This is a genomic window from Phaeobacter sp. NW0010-22 (assembly GCF_040365955.1).
Taxonomy (GTDB): Bacteria; Pseudomonadota; Alphaproteobacteria; order Rhodobacterales; family Rhodobacteraceae; genus OMPR01.
The window spans coordinates 1-17,606 of the sequence record NZ_BAABWT010000016.1 but is presented as its reverse complement, the minus strand read 5'-3'; the positions used below and the strand labels follow the sequence as shown (position 1 = coordinate 17,606).

At 54.8% G+C, this 17,606-nt stretch carries 6 protein-coding genes; 3 read left to right on the top strand and 3 right to left on the bottom strand.

Annotation, left to right across the window (positions count from 1 at the left end):
* Nucleotides 1-1,090: 1,090 nt before the first annotated feature.
* A protein-coding gene (locus tag ABWV33_RS22330; protein ID WP_353333946.1) for an IS5 family transposase occupies nt 1,091-1,848 on the bottom strand; the annotation gives its coding sequence in 2 pieces (ribosomal slippage) (nt 1,091-1,527 and nt 1,527-1,848; 759 coding nt in all).
* Between the two features lie 246 nt (nt 1,849-2,094).
* Nucleotides 2,095-2,787 carry an OmpA family protein gene (locus tag ABWV33_RS22325; RefSeq protein ID WP_353333944.1) on the bottom strand — a complete coding sequence of 231 codons (693 nt, stop codon included), beginning with the start codon at nt 2,785-2,787 and terminating at the stop codon, nt 2,095-2,097.
* A gap of 222 nt (nt 2,788-3,009) precedes the next feature.
* On the opposite strand from ABWV33_RS22325, the gene ABWV33_RS22320 reads away from it, so the two are divergent.
* From ABWV33_RS22320 to ABWV33_RS22310, 3 genes are all read left to right on the top strand, one after another.
* On the top strand, nt 3,010-4,353 hold the full coding sequence (locus tag ABWV33_RS22320; RefSeq protein ID WP_251134205.1) for a TolC family protein: 1,344 nt from the start codon (nt 3,010-3,012) through the stop codon (nt 4,351-4,353).
* A gap of 144 nt (nt 4,354-4,497) precedes the next feature.
* Nucleotides 4,498-6,603, top strand: coding sequence for a type I secretion system permease/ATPase (locus ABWV33_RS22315; RefSeq protein WP_353333942.1), 2,106 nt, complete (start codon nt 4,498-4,500; stop codon nt 6,601-6,603).
* 53 nt (nt 6,604-6,656) lie between these two features.
* Entirely contained in the window at nt 6,657-7,919 is a 1,263-nt protein-coding gene (locus ABWV33_RS22310) for an HlyD family type I secretion periplasmic adaptor subunit (protein WP_353333940.1), read from the top strand.
* A 117-nt stretch (nt 7,920-8,036) separates the two neighbouring features.
* On the opposite strand, the gene ABWV33_RS22305 is transcribed toward ABWV33_RS22310, so the two are convergent.
* Nucleotides 8,037-17,570, bottom strand: a complete 9,534-nt coding sequence (locus ABWV33_RS22305) for a cadherin-like domain-containing protein (protein WP_353333938.1) — start codon at nt 17,568-17,570, stop codon at nt 8,037-8,039.
* Nucleotides 17,571-17,606 lie beyond the last annotated feature (36 nt).

Sequence of the window (17,606 nt, the reverse complement as noted above, 5' to 3'; positions counted from 1 at the left end):
CTTTACCCTTATATATCAATATATTAACAGCCACCTCAGGGTGGATTTCTGCATTTGTGCTCAGGCGCTGGAAGCACTGTGGAAGCAAACGGAGGCGATTGAACACTGTGCCTCATCAGCAACATTGAATAGCCGAGCAACAGCGTCGCTCTCCCAGAGTTCTGTAGGGCTTCAGTTACCAAAACATAGTCCCCTCCGAGGCGCAGCGTGAAATACAGGCAGTTGAAAAAAAAGGCCGAAGGATCCATTGCTCTAAGAAGAGTGGAAAGTGATATAAATTCAGCCTCTAATAGAGTTGTTCATTGATTTCAGCGCCGAGCACTGTGTTTTCTAAGATAGTGGGAAAGCATGGTGACCGAAGCGTTTGATTCTTCCAATTAGGGCGAAAATAGGAGATGCCCATGCGAATACCATTTCTAGCTTTCATTACCCTGGCGGGATGTGGTGGTGTTTCCGTCGAACCCTCAAAGCAGTATAGTTCAAGAATGAACTCGCAGTTTGTAGCCCTCGCTTCAGCGTCAAGTAAAGCACGATCCATTGTATTACCTGACAGAACCACCTCACCTCATATGGCGGCAGTTCTATCTGTGTATCAACAGTGCCCTGAGCTTTGTTACAGAGGATCTAGCGGATTAGCACGCACCGCTGGTCGAAGTGAGTCAATCAGAAATGCAAATCTGAAGTTCGAAGGATTTAACTTACTGGACTGGCAGAATTTGAAAATGGAGACCGCTGTTTCATTGAAGTATTGATTGACAGCAACAACGAAAAAAACAGACCGTTCGAATTTTCTCGTATCGGCGGCCGACGACCAGGATTCGACGACCCAAACGGACCGGTATGGGAATACAAGAATCTACCGATCAAAACTGAATTAGTCAGCGAATTGGAATCGGCCAAAAACGCTGAGTCGCTTTGCAGAAAAATGATGGAATTGGGTTAACCTATGGCTTCTTTCGATTATGGCGTGAATGATGCGTCAGGCTCTACAGGCCTTGTTGGTCACAGCAGAATTGACGTGAATTTTTCCACCGGGGCGTTCGAAATTCACGGCGGACCTGCGCCTGACCTAAGCTCCAGACTCATTGATTTACAGCCAGAATAGGACTGTAGCAGCGAGAGCGATGGCCGAGAGGAATACCTTTGGGCATCTGTCATATCGGGTGGCGACGCGCCGCCAATCCTTCAGGCGTCCGAACATGATCTCAATGTGGTTGCGTCGTTTGTAGCGGCGCTTGTCGTACCGGACAGGCTTGTCGCGTGACTTTCGACCTGGGATACAGGGCTTTATTCCCCTGTCATTAAGGGCTTCGCGGAACCAATCTGCGTCATAACCTCGATCTCCGAGCAGCCAGTCAGCCGATGGCAGACTGTTCACCAGAGCCCTGGCGCCCGTGTAATCGCTCACCTGCCCAGCGGATATGAAGAAGCGGATGGGGCGTCCCAGACTGTCAGTAACGGCGTGCAGTTTCGTATTCATGCCACCCTTGGTGCGCCCTATCAGCCTGCCACGCCCCCCCTTTTCAACCGCAGGCTGGAAACCGTGCGGTGCGCTTTGAGGTAGGTTGCGTCAAACATGATGGTCTTTTGATCGGTTCCTTCTGCAGCCAGCCCGTTCATGATCCGAGCGAACGCACCCATATCGCTCCACCGCTTCCATCGATTATATAGCGTCTTGGGCGGACCATATTCATGCGGCGCATCGGACCAACGTAACCCATTGCAGTTGAATAAAATAGTCCCACTCAGCACGCGTCGATCATCAACCCTTGGCTTACCATGGCTCTTTGAAAAGTAAGGCTGAAGCCGCGCCATCTGCTCATCAGTTAGCCAGAATAGATTGCTCATATTATACCCCTTAAACTCACGGGCATGAAACACGCAGGCGGGATGACGGCAACAAAACTAATAGGTCCAGAACCTAACGACCTCTTCGCAGAAGGCGGACGTATTATGCATGAAAACATTCATTACTGGCGCAATGGTTGAGTGGGATACGCATTCGCTATAAAAATTTCGCCGCCAAGGCCTTCTTCATAAAATTTGTGCAACAAAGCAGTGTGGTATGTCACCAGAGCGTCGCTATGGCTGACCTCAATTGGCTGGGATAAGTCCCAGCGCGACTTGCATTCGGGCTGAACTGCAAAAGCATTTTTTTGCGTATTCAACTTTGCGAATTGCATCCCTGTTAAAGCCGACGGCCTGTTCGCAATCCGCGCGCGCGGCTCCCGCCATCTGGAAGGCCGAAGAATTGCCGCCGCTGCTGGTCAATTGGCCGTAGTAGCTGGTGGCTTCTTGCACGCGCGTCACGAGATCGGTTTGCAACGCATCGCCAACGTCTGAGGTGTTCAGGGGTATTTCCCGATAGCTGCGGCACGCCGCCAGAATGTCTTCGAGGCCAACGGTCACGCGACGGTTCAATCGCTCAGGGGTCGAGACTGAAACCAAGAGTTCATTTTTACCTCGTGTTTCAGTTTTGCCAACCCGATCGACTGGTACGCCTGCTGCTCTGAGTGCGCTTGCGACCGCTTCGGCACGGCGAAGTCCGAGGTTGTCATTGTAGGACGACCCGCCCACGGCATCCGTGTATCCCACGATCACGGTGGGTTTGTAGCTTTCGGTTGATTTGAGTGATTCTGCGATCTCGAGAATCTTCTGCCTTGACTCGGCATCCAGTTGGTCAGAGTCGAAGTCGAAATTGACCGTCCCCATGAGCTGGGCAGCAAGAAGCGAAGGAAAAAGTATCGAGATCACTGCGGCGCTAAGGCGTATCAGGGTCAAACGCATCGAAATTCCTCAGATTTTGAAATTAACTATTGTTGTATTGTGGACAACGTGCCTGACTTATTCAAGTAATCGAAACCGGACTTATGTTCCGTGGTGATTTTCGGTGTAGATTGTAAGAATGAGTATTAGATTTTTCAATCAGGGGATTTCTCTGTGTTTAAGGCAGTGACATGTGCGCTCTGCGTGACTGCAGCAGTGTTTGGAGCTCAAAGGGCTGACGCCTTGTCCCTGAAGGACGCGATCTTGTTCGTTTTGGAAACGAACCCGGATATTAAGGCGGCCGAGGCTAACAAACAGGCGATCGAATTTGAGCTCGAGCAGGCACGGAATTTCTATGCGCCAAGTATCGAATTCGAGGCCTGGGCCGGGACAAGCGAGAACCGGGGGACAGCTTCGCCGGATCTGGGTGCGGCGTCGGGATCGGTTGATGGCTTTGAGGTTACGGGACGCATTTCGCAGATGTTGTTTGATGGTTTCAGAACGCGATCTGAGATTGAGCGGCAGGCTTACCGGATTGACGGTGCTGCGTTTCGTGTGCTCGAAAGATCCGAAGTTCTCTCTCTGGAAGCAGTTCGCCTGTATTCGGATGTGTTGAGATCGCAGTCGTTGCTTTCTCTCGCCAGAAACAACCTTGCCTATCATAGGGACGTTTATGGTCGCCTTAAGACTGGCTATGATCGCGGTGTTGTTGGAATTGGCGACCTGCAGCAAGGTGAAGAACGTGTCTATCTGGCCGAGGACATCATTTTAGAGTTTCAGCTCAATCTCGAAGACGTAAAGACACTTTTCCTGGAAACTGTTGGGGTCGAGGCCAAAGCGCTTCAGAATTTGCCTGGGATTTCAAGTGCAGTGCCCGCTTCGCTTGAATTGGCGGTCGGTCGCGCACGTTCAGTAAATCCCGTCATCAAGTTCATGCAATCAGATGTTGGATCAGCCGAAGCCTTGTCTCGACGTGCCAATGCGAACCAATACCCCACTGTGCATCTTGAGGCCGAAGGACGGACAGGTGAAGATGTAGGTGGGTTTATAGGAGATCGGGAGGATTTTCGCGTTGGTGTGGTGATGCGCTATGAATTTCAAGGCACCCGCAAACGTGCAGAGCGCCAGGAGCAGGCGCGTCGGGTGAATGAAAGCCGATCGCATCTTCTGTCGCAAACACGCCGGGTCGAGAGCGAAGTACGCCAGTCCTGGTCCACTCTCAGGTCTGCTAGGCGGCGCCTCACTACTATTCAAGGCCAAGCGCGTTTGTCGCGTAAACTGCGCGAGGCTTATGAGGCCGAGTATCTCGTAGGCAATCGATCGCTCTTAGATGTTCTGAACACTCAAAGCGCGCTGTTTCAGGCCGAAGCCAATTTGATCAATGCCCGCAGCTTGGCAACTTATGTCGAATATCGCCTGTTGGCGTCCATTGGAGTCCTGCTGCCCACATTGGGTATGGAAGCACCCGAAGACGCTGCACCCTATGCCCGGGATCAGGTCGGAGCCCCGGGTTTGAGCGAAGTCAGCGGCGAACGTCAATTTGATGCGAATTCTTTCAACAACTGGCGGAAATCGGTCGACAAATAGATCGGTGCCTGATGCGGGAGATGCGCAATATCTGACTCTGGTAAACAGACGGACACGACCCCTCGCGTTCAAATAAGACCTGTAGCCCAAAAGGGATCGGTAAAGCCGTCCACACGCATGGTGAAAGAGTGGGATTTTGCGCGCATGTCCTCAGATCCGCTGGCTCAGGCTGTGGCGGTCTGTGCGCGGTTGAACGGGCAGGATCTGGGTGTTGAGGGGGTTCTGGCAGGTGTGCCCCTGCCGGCTGACGGATTGCTCACTCCGGGTCTGGCAGTGTCGGCTCTCGAAGAGCATGGATTTCGAGCGCATCTGACCAAGCGCAAACTGAGCGCGTTGCCTGAAGGAGTTTTGCCTGCCATCTTGTTTTTGCGCAATCGCGAAGCCTGCGTTCTGCTTCAGGGTGGGCCCGAATCATTTCGTGTCATATGGCCGACACGATCAGATGAACCGATTGAAATGCCTCGCGACGAACTAATGAAGGCTTATGCGGGTCATGCGCTGTTGGTACGGTCTGATGCGGCGCAAAATGGCGGTACTCTGGACACTGTCACAGCCCCCAGGCATTGGTATTGGAGTGTCGCGGCTCGATATTGGCCCGAATATTTTCAAGTTATGCTGGCGTCGGTACTGGTCAATTTGCTTGGACTTGCGGTTCCGATTTTTACAATGAATGTCTATGATCGGGTTTTTCCGACGGCGGCGATAACAACACTTTGGTCGCTGGTCGCTGCGGTAGGGGTTGCATTGATTTTCGATGCGATCTTGAAATGGATCCGCGCGGCGGTGGTCGACAATGTGGGCCGGAACGTGGATCAGGCGGTTTCCGCCTCGATTTTTCGGCATCTCTCCGACCTTGAGCTTCAGCAAACCATGCAACCAGCAGGGGCCCTGATCAATACGCTCAAGGACTACGAACAGGTTCGCGACTTTTTCTCGTCGCAAACATTGGCGACGCTGACAGATCTGTGTTTCAGTGTGCTGTTCATTGCGGTGATCGCCTATCTTGGCGGCCCGTTGGCTTATCCACCAGCCATAGCACTGGCCGTAGTGCTTGTGTTGGGTGCGTTCATCATGCTGCCGCTACGCGGCGCAACAAATGCATCCCGACAATCGACCGGCATCAAGAATGCAGTCGCCGTAGAGGCATTGACCGAGTTGGAAACACTTAAGTCGATCGCAGGGCAGGGGCGGATGCAATCGCGATGGGAAAAGCACGTTGCCGAAAGTGCTCGTGTGAATGAGGGCAGCAAAAAGCTGGCCACGTTTTCGACCACAGTCACCGGGTTGGCACAGCAGGCATCAAGTATTGGGATTGTGATCATCGGCGTCTACCTGGCGCTCGAAGGTAGCTTGACTATGGGGGCTGTTATTGCTGCGATGATTTTGTCCGGGCGCGCGTTGGCGCCGACCGCGTCTTTGGCGGCATTGTTTGTCCGGGCAAGTTTTGCCTTCTCGACCCTGCGTAGTCTTAACGCTTTGATGGCAAGCCCTTCGCAAAAACCAACGGCGAACACCGTACTGAATGCTCGGATCGAGCAGGGTGCATATGCCTTCAAGGATGTCTCGCTCGAGTATCCTGGGGCTTCAGTGCCGGCGCTGAAGGAGGTGTCGTTTGAAACGGTGGGGCTAGAGAGTATCGGGCTGATCGGGCCAGTTGGCGCGGGCAAAACCAGCCTTGTGCGTCTGATGGGAGGTCTCTATCGGCCGACCGACGGGCTGGCCACTCTTGATGGTCTCAACATTGCACAGCTAGGACCAGCTACCTTGCGGCGGGATGTTCAGTTGGTTACCCAAAATGCGGTTCTCTTTTCTGGAACACTAGCGGAAAACATCGCCTTTGGGATGCCGCAAGCCACGGTTGAAGACGTTCTGAGGGTCGCCCGATTGACCGGTGTTGATGGGTTGGCGGCGAAGAACCCGATGGGTTTTGCCATGCCGGTCGCGGAACGTGGGGCCAATCTGTCCGGCGGACAAAGGCAGATGGTGGCGCTTGCGAGGGCTCTGTTGCCCAAGCCGAGGGTTCTCATCTTGGATGAGCCTACTTCGTCGATGGATACGGCGACCGAGCAGTTCTTTGTCGAACGGCTCAAGCGAATTCTGCGGCAGCGACCTATGACGTTGGTGGTTTCAACGCATCGAACCAGCCTGTTGGCCTTGGTTGATCGGGTTATCATTCTTGAAGATGGAAAGATTCGAATGGATGGGCCGCGGGATCAGGTTCTCGCTTCGGTCAAGGCGTCGAAGGCATGAATGGGCAAGATTGGAAGATACGGGAGTTCGCCCAGGGACAGGACGCGGCCAGAATGGGTCGGTCGTCCCGACTGTTGACACTGTTGCTTATCGTGGTCATCGCATTGGTGACCGCAGCGGTGGTCTGGGCTTCGCAGGCACGCATCGAAGAGGTAGCCCGGGCTCAGGGTCGTGTCGTTCCTTCGGGTAAGGCGCGGGTTCTTGAGAGCCTCGAAGGCGGCATTGTTCGCGATATTCTGGTGCGTGAAGGGGATCTTGTCGAGGCTGGTCAGATCATAATCCGCATCGACGATACCGGATCCTCTGCCTCGCTTGGAGAGTTGAATGCGCAGTTGGGCGCGCTTTCGATACGTGGGCTGCGCCTGGCGGCAGAACTGGCCGGCGCAGTTGCACTTAGCTTTGAGGCAACAAATATTGACCCGAACAGTGCGCAAGCACTGCGCGAAATTGCAATTTTTGATAGTCGAACCGCCAGTTATTTTGGTCAGCGTGCCGTACTCGATGCTCAGCTGAACCAGCGACAGCGCGAAATCGAAGAGACCGAAGGCAACTTGAAACGCGTTGCAGAGGGCATCGCATTGCTGCAAGAAGAGATCGAGCTCAAAGCCGAAAGCGGAGTTGTTCCACGCGCGCAGATCATTCCCATAGAACGGGAATTGTCTGGCAGGCGGCAGGATCAGGACTCGCTGGTCAGCCGCCGTGAGCAAGCCCGCGCCGCTTTGCGCGAAGCCGAGGCTCGACTTGAGGAGTTGAAACTCCAGCGGCGAGCCGAAATCAGTGTCGAGCGATCGGACACGCTCAACCAGATCAGCGTGATTCAGGAAAGCATCAAAAGCGCCAGCGATGTGGTGTCGCGCGCGGCTTTGCGCGCGCCTGTCACCGGAATCGTTTCTGTTCTGAACATCAACACTATCGGGTCTGTGGTCGCTCCGGGGGAAGAGTTGCTTCAGATCGTACCTCAGGATGACCGCCTGCAGGTCGAAGCGCGAATACGTCCCGAGGACGTGGCTTTTGTCTATTCCGGGTTGCCCGCGAGCGTGAAGCTCACGTCTTTTGATTTCACTATCTATGGGGCGCTGGATGGCGAGGTAATGCGGGTTGGTGCTGACGCCCAGCAGGACGAAGCGACGGGTGAGATTTACTTTCCGATTATCGTTGAAACAAAAAGCAATGTACTGATCCGCGGCGATGAAAGTTACGAGATCCGCCCGGGTATGGTGGCGTCGCTGGATATCCAGACCGGCGAACGGACGGTTCTGGACTATCTGCTGAAGCCATTCCGTAAAGCTCGGCTTGAGGCCATGCGAGAGCGTTGAAGCCGGGTGCGGTTGGAAGCAGCCAGAGATCGTTTCGACAGAACACCCTGCCTTCCAATGTACGGGCCTCGCAGATAATTCCCAGTGTGCTGATCCGCAGGTCAAGGCCGCGCGCTGTTAGATAATGGCAGTTTCCTGAGCACCGATGGCATTGGTAAAGATCACCTCGATTTCGTCAGCGAATCCACCTCCGTCGGCATTGACTGTTGCTGCTAGGGACCCGTCCACCGCCAACTCTCCGTTCGAGTTATCATAACCAACATGGTCGGCCAGATCTTCTCCGAGTGTCAGCGTCACGACAGAAGTCAGATCGATTTGGTCGATACCAATTGGGGAAATGAAGCCAACGGGTTCTTCGAAATCGAGAATAACATCCGCTGACCCAAGGTCTGTGATGGTGAATACATCGGTTCCGCCACCGCCTTCCAGCGTGTCCGCACCAGCACCGCCGATCAGCACATCGTTGCCGTTGCCGCCCACGCCCCAATCGTCTCCGTTGCCCAGATCGATCGTGAAATCTCGGGTTGAATTGCTCAGATCAACAAAGTCAGTTCCTCCTTGCAGCTCGAACCCTTCGATCTCGGTGTAGGGGGTCGTCAGGTTTAGAATCACGGCATCATCACCGCTGCTCCCGCGCGCTATGTCAGTACCGCCAATCGCGCCGGTGACATTGTCCATCAGATCTCGCGTGACACCATCAGGTCCGGAGTGAGTTCCGTTTGGCTCCATTTGCAGGGTGTCGATATCTAGATTTGCAGAGGCAGTCGAGCGTGCCGGAACGGTGCTGCTGTCAACAACGTCATAAGTTAACGTCGGCGTGCCGACATAAGCGTTCGGCACAGTCACGAATACGGTGGACCCGATGACGTTCAGACCAACCAGCGGATCACTCGATGCAACATTTTCAACTGTTAGTGGCTGATCGGGATCGGTTGAGTTGGCCAACAGCTCGTTGAACGAGATCGTAAAGCTTGGATCAGTCGAACTGATATCGACCGGGCCGCTGACGTCCGGCTGATCATTGATCGCAACTTGGAATGCGTCGGGCGTGCCGCTGCCGTGGTTGGTAGAGACGGTTATTGTTCCTTCGAGTGCACCGGCATAGGTGCCGGGCAAGGTGATGGACAACGCTGCCACGAGTGCTGCAAAGTCAGCAGGTGATGTTGATCCGCGCGTTAAGGTCAGCCGATCCCCGTTGATCGTGCCCGCCGAAGCAGTCGTGCCCGGGGGCAAGGGGTCGGTGAACTGAACCACCACTTCGTCCAGCGTTTCTGAAGGTACGGGCTGAACGTCCGTAACGGTGGCAGTGATCCCGAAATCGACAACGATGGGGGTGCCGGTTTGCGGAGCGGCATCGGGCTGTACGTCGACGAGGACCGACAGGTCCAGTTCGCCGTCCACGTCGATTGTAAAGATACCGTTTTCGTTGCCGCCCTCGTTGGTGGTGACATTGATCATGCCATTCAGAGGCGTGCCATTAGTGGCGTAGTCCTGTGGGAAGATCAGTGTGAGCTGCTGGAAATCAACAAGGCTGCCCGAGAAGGCAAGATCGCCGGTCACTGGTACGACAGGGGCAGAGCCAACCTGATAGGCCATGCCATCCGGAACGCTAGTGATCGTATAGGTGACGCTGTCGACCATTTCAGAGCCATCAGTATCCGTAACCTGAATATCGAAATCTCCGGCGGGATCGTGGGTCACGATCGCGTCGGTTTCATCCAGCTCTACATCCGGGTCCAGCACGTTGAACACCAAGTCAGATGCAACCGCAATATCCAGATCCAGGGATTGGGTCGGGGTGCGTTCGCTGTCAGTAAAGATCCCGTCGGCGTCTGTTGTGATGGCCGTGACATCCAGCGATGTCATGCCACCAAAGTCTGGCGGTGCTAGGAATGTTACCACACCGGCCGGTGCAAATCCGAGATTGATCGACGGGTTGACGGTTGGGCTCGGCGTTGCACTCAGCGTAACGACGCCCCCGACGACCGGTTGTTCGACACCATCAACAAAGATCTTGCCGCCGGCTGGTACAGCAATCTCAAAGCTCATCGTCTCATGTGGGTCCGGCGTCTCACCTGACAGTGTCAGTGTAAATAGGTCACCAGAGTCCTCGACGCCGGTAGTGGGGTCAATGCTGGCCGTCAGTACCGGCGTATCCGCATCCGGACGAACCCGCAAAATGAAATCCTGCGTTCCCGTTGCCTGATCAGAATTGGCTAGTTCCAGAGTGTTCACTGTCAGGGTGAGTGGAATTTCACTTGGCAGTATAGGGTCCAGAGAGTCCGGTGTCCGCGCGTGATCGTCTTTCAATTGAATGGAAACAAGCGAGAAGGCTGCTTCCGAGATCGTATAGCTCCCGTCCCCGTTATCGATGAAGCCGTTGTTCGACGGCCCGGTGACATTCAGATAGTCTGGTACACCGGCCAGGACGATGGCAATCGCCTCTGAACCATCCTGATCGGGTGTGTTTGCTTCGATGAATTGGCTCAGGTTCAAAGGAATGTCTTCGATTGCGGTTATGATCGGTACCGTTCCGCTTTCGTCGACAAAGGGCTGGCCCGTGTCGGGGTCCAGAATTGTATCGTCGAAGTTGAAAAACGGATCATCGGCAACCGGGATGACCTGAAGCGTTTGGGTCAAGGTGGACGACGCGGTATCCCCATTGATGTCTTCGCTGCTGGCAGTGATACGGATGTTTAGTTGTCCGCTATAATGCTGGGCTGCTTGGAGACCGAGATTGTCTATGTCATCAAAATCGACATCGTAACGGGTGAGACCACCACCAATATCCGTACCGGTCAACGGGTCGCCGTTTTCATCGAGCAATTGCGCCCCCGAGGAGGTTTCAAGCTCGATCTGGACCGTATCTCCTGGACGTTCACCGCCATCCGGGCTTGTGATCGATAGGCCAAGGTCAAACGCCGTGTCCTCATCGAAAGACCGGCCTCCGGTCAGTCGGATTACTGGCGGGTCGACAACAGGATTGATAGTCAGGCTGAATGTGCTGCTTCCTGAGTCCGATGTCCCGCAGGTGAAATTGTTCAGGATCATCGAATAGTTGAGCGAATCAAGCTCGTCATAGGGATCGTCCGGACCAAAGGTGTCAGCTGGATCGAACGGGTTCGTGGGGCTTGATTCATGCGGAGGTGGCGTGAAAAGTAAGGAACCTTCGGTTTGTGTCGGATCAGTGGGATCGACACCCAGAACGGACAGGTCGATGACCCAATATCCAGTAACCGGATCAAAAAGTGCCCCGCCCGGTGGATCGGTCGCCAAAGAGGATCCAGGCGGCAATTCGATCCCGATTCCGAAGTCTCCGGCCACACCGTTGGGCAAGTTCACTAGATCGTCAATCGAGTCATAGAATGGCGGTTGTGGTGTGATCTTGATCTTGAGTTCAATCACGGTGTCTTCGTCACCGCTGCCCACCAGTTCAAGGATTGGAAGCGGCAGATCCTGCTCCGGCTCACAGGGGTCCGGGCCATTGCCCGTCGCCGGAACGACAAGAACAGTAAAGTCCATGGGTATTACCGAGCCGCCGGGCAGATTATTAATCAGCGCCAGCACCTCTTCGGGTGTACCGATCAGGCCGTCCAGCGGCTGGTCATCCTCAACGACAATCGCGTGGAGTGTCATGTCGTAATATGTGACCTCGGAGACATTGGTTGGAACAAATTCCAATGCCGCAAGCTGATCTGCGGTGACAATATACGACTCGCCAGTTGCATCCACAGGGGTCGCGCCCAGGAAGGACACGCTGGGATCGACGCCGGTGATCAGATAGTAGAGCGTCTCGGATCCATCGAACTGACCACCGGCAAAGGTGATCTCGGTCATCCGGCCTTCAATCGGATCTGCCGGACGGAACAGGGCGTCTGGCGAAATTGGACCGGCTTGAAGGAAGATGTCACGGATCCGCGCGTTCAGCGTGAAAGGTGAGCTGTCCCGGCCTGCATACCCATAGACGCGGTCCGCATTGGCTATGCCATCAACGATTTCGGTTGGACGATAGGCGTCGTCGATCTGATCGTCAGTGATGCCTGAATTCGGATCGTCGGTTGGATCGGGATTCTGTACTTCGATGATCGGGTCGTCGGCAATTCCCACTACATCGATTTGTACTGTCCCGGTGGCAGTCTGAGTTTGAGTGGCATCAATCGTCTCATAATACACGAGCGTTACGTCAAATCTTATCGTTTCGTTGCTGTCCTGTCCGGGTAGAACCCAAAGCGCCGCAGCCTGCGCAGGAGACAACTGCAATTCGCCGTTATTGCCGATCGGAAGTGCATTGTAGTAGTTGCCGGGGACCACGGGATCAGCTTGAGGCGAGCCGACGAAGAAGGTTGGTAGTCGGCCAAAGGAATCAGGTACAATGTTTGAAACCAGAATAACGCCCAGTATTGCTTCGGGTGAACCAGGTGAATTGTTCAGGTTGTCAATGATATTCCCGTCTAGAGGCGCGGCAAGTGCCGTGTCTTCTTCGCCACTGAAACTTTCGGATGGATCGCCACCATCAACCACCGGGTCAACGTGCAGTACCTTATCCAACGTCGTGATTCGAGTATTTCCACCATCGGACTCTGTTGTGACAACATCGATCTTGAGCGGGTAGTCACCCGCGTAGTGAGTAGGAATGCCACGCAACTCGGCGGTGAGCCAGCTGCCGTTCTCCAGGCTCCACGAGTTGAATCCGGGCGGCACGTTCACATCCGTCAGCAGGGCGGGGATTTTTGCGCCGCCCGGATCGCTGGGGTCTTCGACATAAACGGTGACGCCATTGGGCACTTCGCGCATAACCACGGCAGTGACGGACTCTGAGCCATCGTTGTCTTGGATGATGGGCTCGAACGGGATTTGCCAGACACCTCCCGCGTCGTCGATGACCTGTTCGTTGCCCTGTGGCAGTGTCAGGATGACCGCAATGTTGTTGACTGGATCGACGTCGACATCAAAAGTCGCATCCGCCTGAGCATTGCGCACCTCGTCGGTGTTGTCGTCCGAGACCGAAACTTCGATGTTCAGGTCGTCGCCAAAGAAATCACCGACCGATGAGAACGGATCGCCGGTCTGTCGGTCGACATCGTAATCTTCGTAGAGCGAAGGTCGCAGTTGCAGTGATGCTTCGAAGGACGTGACATCGGGCACGAAGCTGATCGTAAGGTCGCCTGTTGCCTGATCATAGGTGGCGCTGTCGATCAGGTCATATGTCGCCTGCGTCAACGGCAAACCACCGTCAGGTTGAAAAAACGCTGATTGTTGCAGGGTTGTACCGCTGAGATGGTCGGTGACCCAGTCTGTCGGAATGTTCGAGATCACAATGGATTCGATCTGCTCTGAACCGTCCGTGTCGGGTGTCGAGACATCCAAACCGACATATAGGTCGACCTGTCCGGGGCCACTGCCATCTGCGGTGCTTTCCAGCAGCGTCAGGATCTTATCCCCACTGACCGAGCCATCTTTGATCGTCGCGCTGACGATCTGCGGACTGTCATCGGCCACTTCATCCGATGCTCGGACAAACACCGAAGCCGTCAGTTCCGCTTCAGCGCGTGGACGTACTGTTTGGATAATCTGGAAGTTCGAGGTCGCGAAATTGTCGCTGGTATCGATCTCGACATCTCCGGTGGTCGTTTCGTTCCAAGCCAATGTCCCGTCGAGGGTCAGAACACCACTGAAATGCTGGGGAATTTCGATTCTTAGGTCATCAAGTGCCGCAGCAAAATCCAGAGCACTAGTGGTTGGAAGCGGTGTAATCGTGTAATCCACACTCGTTAGGGTGGAACCGGCCTGGACAATTTGAACCTTTGAGGCCAGCCCTTTGTTGCGCACTTCGAGAAGAAGATCATTGGTGTTTGACGGGTCGAAGCTGTCGCTTTCCGTTGCAACTGCGATGCTCAGCGAGAGGCTTTGCAGAACTTCGGACCCATCATTGTCCTGCAGGGCAATATTGCTGAGCTCAATGTTGATGCGCTTTGCGCCTCCGATGTTCTCGTTCGTCCGAGAGTTGGCCACCGTGAAGTCAATCGGGTCAACAATGGCGTCGACATCGATATCCAGATCGTCCTGAGCCGTTTGCGTGTCTGACGGAAGACCCGCGGCCGCATCGACCGATGTGACTGTCGCGACGAGGTCGTTGCCCACAATCGTTGCGGCATCCCGATCGTCATCCGCCAAGGGTGTGACCCTGAGTGCGCCCATGAATGCCTGAACACTGCCATTGAGTGTTATTGTAAGGGTCGTGCCGGATATCGTTGCAGATGATACCTGCGCTGCGCCCTGTTCAAACAGGGCCAAATCCACATTCCCGTTTGTGTTTGGAACCCAGCCTGCTGGCAGGTTTTCGACCACGATGGTCGTCAACTGTTCTGACCCGTCGCGGTCTGGTGTCTGCGCGTCAAAAATCATCAGGAACGAACTGTCTTCGTCGACCAGATAATTTCCGTCAGCAATCCGATCTACGCTTCCGGGGCTGTCATCAACCGAAAGGACCAACGTCGGCTCGGCAACAGGTGTCACGTTCAGATCGAAACTCTCGGACGTTCCGGCGGCCGTGCCTTCGTCGGTTTGAACCGTTACTGTCACCCCCACAATACCTGAGAAGTGCTGTGGGAACGAGACCACGCCAAGCGCCTGCAGCTCGGCCACGGAGCCAGTCCAACTATCGGCGGGACCGTTGACGATCACACCATCTGTCAGCACCGTGTTCCCTGCCGGTAGCCCAGTGAAATCGACGGTGATTGCGGTGATACTCTCAGACCCATCGATGTCAGTGACAGCCGCATTCAGGTTGAAGGGAATGAAAGCCCCCAGATCCTCGATCACCGTGATGTCCTGGGCCGCAATGACAACATCCTGCTCCGACGCAACGGTGATCACAAAATCACGTGTTTCGACCCCATCGGTGCCGTCAACATCGGTTTCACCTGCCAAAAGGGCTTCGTCAGTGGCGAATGTTGCGCTGCCCGTGATGTCTGTGGTTGTCGAGAAATCGTTAGGCAAGCGCAAGATAAGGGCGTTGTATTCGCCGTCGGTCAAACCATTGAGGACAAATGTTGGTCCAGCAGGAACAAGGGTGAAGGTCGTGCCGCCATCGGTCGAATATTGTGTACCATCAGGCAGGCCTGAAACAGAGACATCAACGGTCGCAATGCTTTCCGAGCCATCTGCGTCTGGGGATGAGGCCGAAATGGCACCCGCAATACGCGCATCAATGGGCGCAGTTGCCGTGTTGTCTTCGTCGAAATTGCCAGGAGCGTCATTCTCGATCAAGTCCAATCGACCCGGGCCGCTCAGTGCCAAATCCCCCTCTGCGTCAACTGTCACTGTGAGATCGCCGCGGCCTAGGCCGCCCTCGTCGGTGATGGCAAAGACCGAGCCAGTCAGTGTTGTTGCCGGATTCTCGGTCGAGTAATCCGTCGGCAGTTCGATGATCAGATTATTGTATTCAGCCAGCGTTCCAACAAATTGCAATGTTGGCAGCGCGTCCTGGAAGGTCGCCCCACCATCAATTGAATACCGCGTGCCAGACGGCAGTGCATTGAACAGCACGGCAACCCGCGAAACGGATTCCGAGCCGTCCATATCTGTCGCTGTCGGTGTGATCTGATCCGCCGGACGGAACGTGACCGGTGCATCGGTCTCTTCCAGATCAAAACTCCCATCCCCGATCGCCAGATCGCCTTCTTCGCGTACTGTAACCGGGACATCACGCGCAACGGTTCCTTCGTTGGTCGTGACCGAGATCCCGGCAAATAGGTTCTGCGTTGGAGACGTGGTGGAATAGTCTTTTGGCAACCGAACAATAGCATCGGAGGCGATACTTCCTAAACCATTGTAGATGTAGAGAAAATCTGAAGTTCCATCGCCATTGTCGGTGAACGTGCCGATCGGGTTGCCGCCCCCGTCCACAACTTCGGTGCCGGTAGGCAGCCCATCAAGATCGAATGTCAGATTTAAGATCGTTTCACTCGGGTCGACGATGATGTCGATGAAGTCTGATAGCATCACCTCGACAACATTATCGGTTTCATCGACAGTCACAGCACCTTCGATGATGATATCCGGCGTTGGTGATACGATGACACCCTGCACCGTGTTCTCGACACCCTCCGGTGTTGTCACGGTGATCAGGTTGAGGATTTCACCGTTGTAATTTGGTGGCAGGGACAAGATCAGATCGTTCGCCTGGGCCACGGTGCCAGTCCAGGTGGTCCCCGTCAGGGTGCCACCATTGACACCGGTGCCTGCTGGAAGTCCGAACATCTGGATATTGACCTGTGCTGCAAACCTCGGGTCGCTGGGGTCGGCCGTTTCGGATCCATCCTGATCCGTGATATCAATCTGGATCTCCAAATTCACATCAACACCCAAATCGGGGTCACCGGTGTTCCCGTCATCTTCTTGCGCCGTGATCCGCAGGGGAGCGACAAGGGAAATATCCTCTTCGAATCCGATATCTACTATTCGTGAGGCTGTGGCTGTACCGTCCGTGGGCGTATCGGTTGCCGGGTCTTGGTCTTCGTCGGTTTGCACCTCGAGGGTGAAGGTCAGGGGGAGGATAGCTGACCCATCCGTCAGATCTGATCGGTTTGCAGTCGAGAAATCGGCAGGCAAGGTAAAGTTGAATGCCGAATAGGCAGCGGCCACGTCGCCAACACTCGCGGCGTCCAAGACCAATGTCAGTGTTCTGGCGCCTGTCACAGGATCAGTCACAAAGCTCAGATTGGCGCCGGTTGGCACGGTGATCGCAAGCGAGGTTTCGTCGGCCCCGGCCGGCAACCCTTCAATCACGAGTGTCAGAGTTTCAAGCACCTCGGAACCGTCAATATCAGTGACCGCTGACTGCAATAGATCAGAGGGTGTAATCAACGTGCTTGAATTCGTTTCATCCGGCACAGTGTCTGGCAGCGTATCGTCGATCTCCACATCACCCTCGGGTGTTATCCGCAGAACGACGGGAGCACTGACGCCGCTGGAATCTTCGGTGGATGTCGCCGACAGAGTGCCCGTAAGCACCAACCCGTCCGCGGTCGGGCTTTCGGTGGAATAGTCGGTTGGAAAAGACAGTTGCAGTGCCTGATACTGGGCTTGGGTGCCAGTAAAGTTCAGGCCACCACCCGTTGCCGGATCATAAGAATAGGTACTCGCAGGAACATTCAACACCAGTACATTCGGCGGTAGGTCAGCCAAGTTGATGGAAACCGTTTCGATCATCTCGAATGGGGCATTCCCGTCGTTGTCATCCACGCTGACCTGCCAAACAGTCGATGGGGTTACGATGGTGCGGGAATCGGTCTCTTGGGTACGCAATTCTTCAACATCTAGGGCAATGTCGCCTGTCGGGGTGATCTCGATCACCTGATCGGTGCTGACCTGTCCCTCGGGGCTAATCGCTGTGATTTGACTTTGGATCGTGCCCGAGTAGTCTTCGGGCAAAGTCAGGTTCAGCGCATTGGCGGCCACCATGCTACCAGTCCAGGTTCCTGTTGCCGGATCGAATTGCCCCGTTGAGAACATGGCACCGCTTGGCAGGACGGTGAATTGGATTTCAACGGACGTGCTGTTCTCAGACCCATCGATATCCGTTGCTGCAACCTGAATGCCAAGATCCAAAGTTACGCCAACACCGCTGCTGTCTTCAGCTCTGGTCAATGAAGGTGGGGCATCCAGTGTTACGTCCAACTCGTA

Coding starts and splice junctions, on each gene's coding strand:
- ABWV33_RS22325 (WP_353333944.1), bottom strand. CDS start 2,787: ATGCGTTTGACCCTGATACGCCTTAGCGCCGCAGTGATCTCGATACTT.
- ABWV33_RS22310 (WP_353333940.1), top strand. CDS start 6,657: ATGGGTCGGTCGTCCCGACTGTTGACACTGTTGCTTATCGTGGTCATC.
- ABWV33_RS22315 (WP_353333942.1), top strand. CDS start 4,498: ATGTCCTCAGATCCGCTGGCTCAGGCTGTGGCGGTCTGTGCGCGGTTG.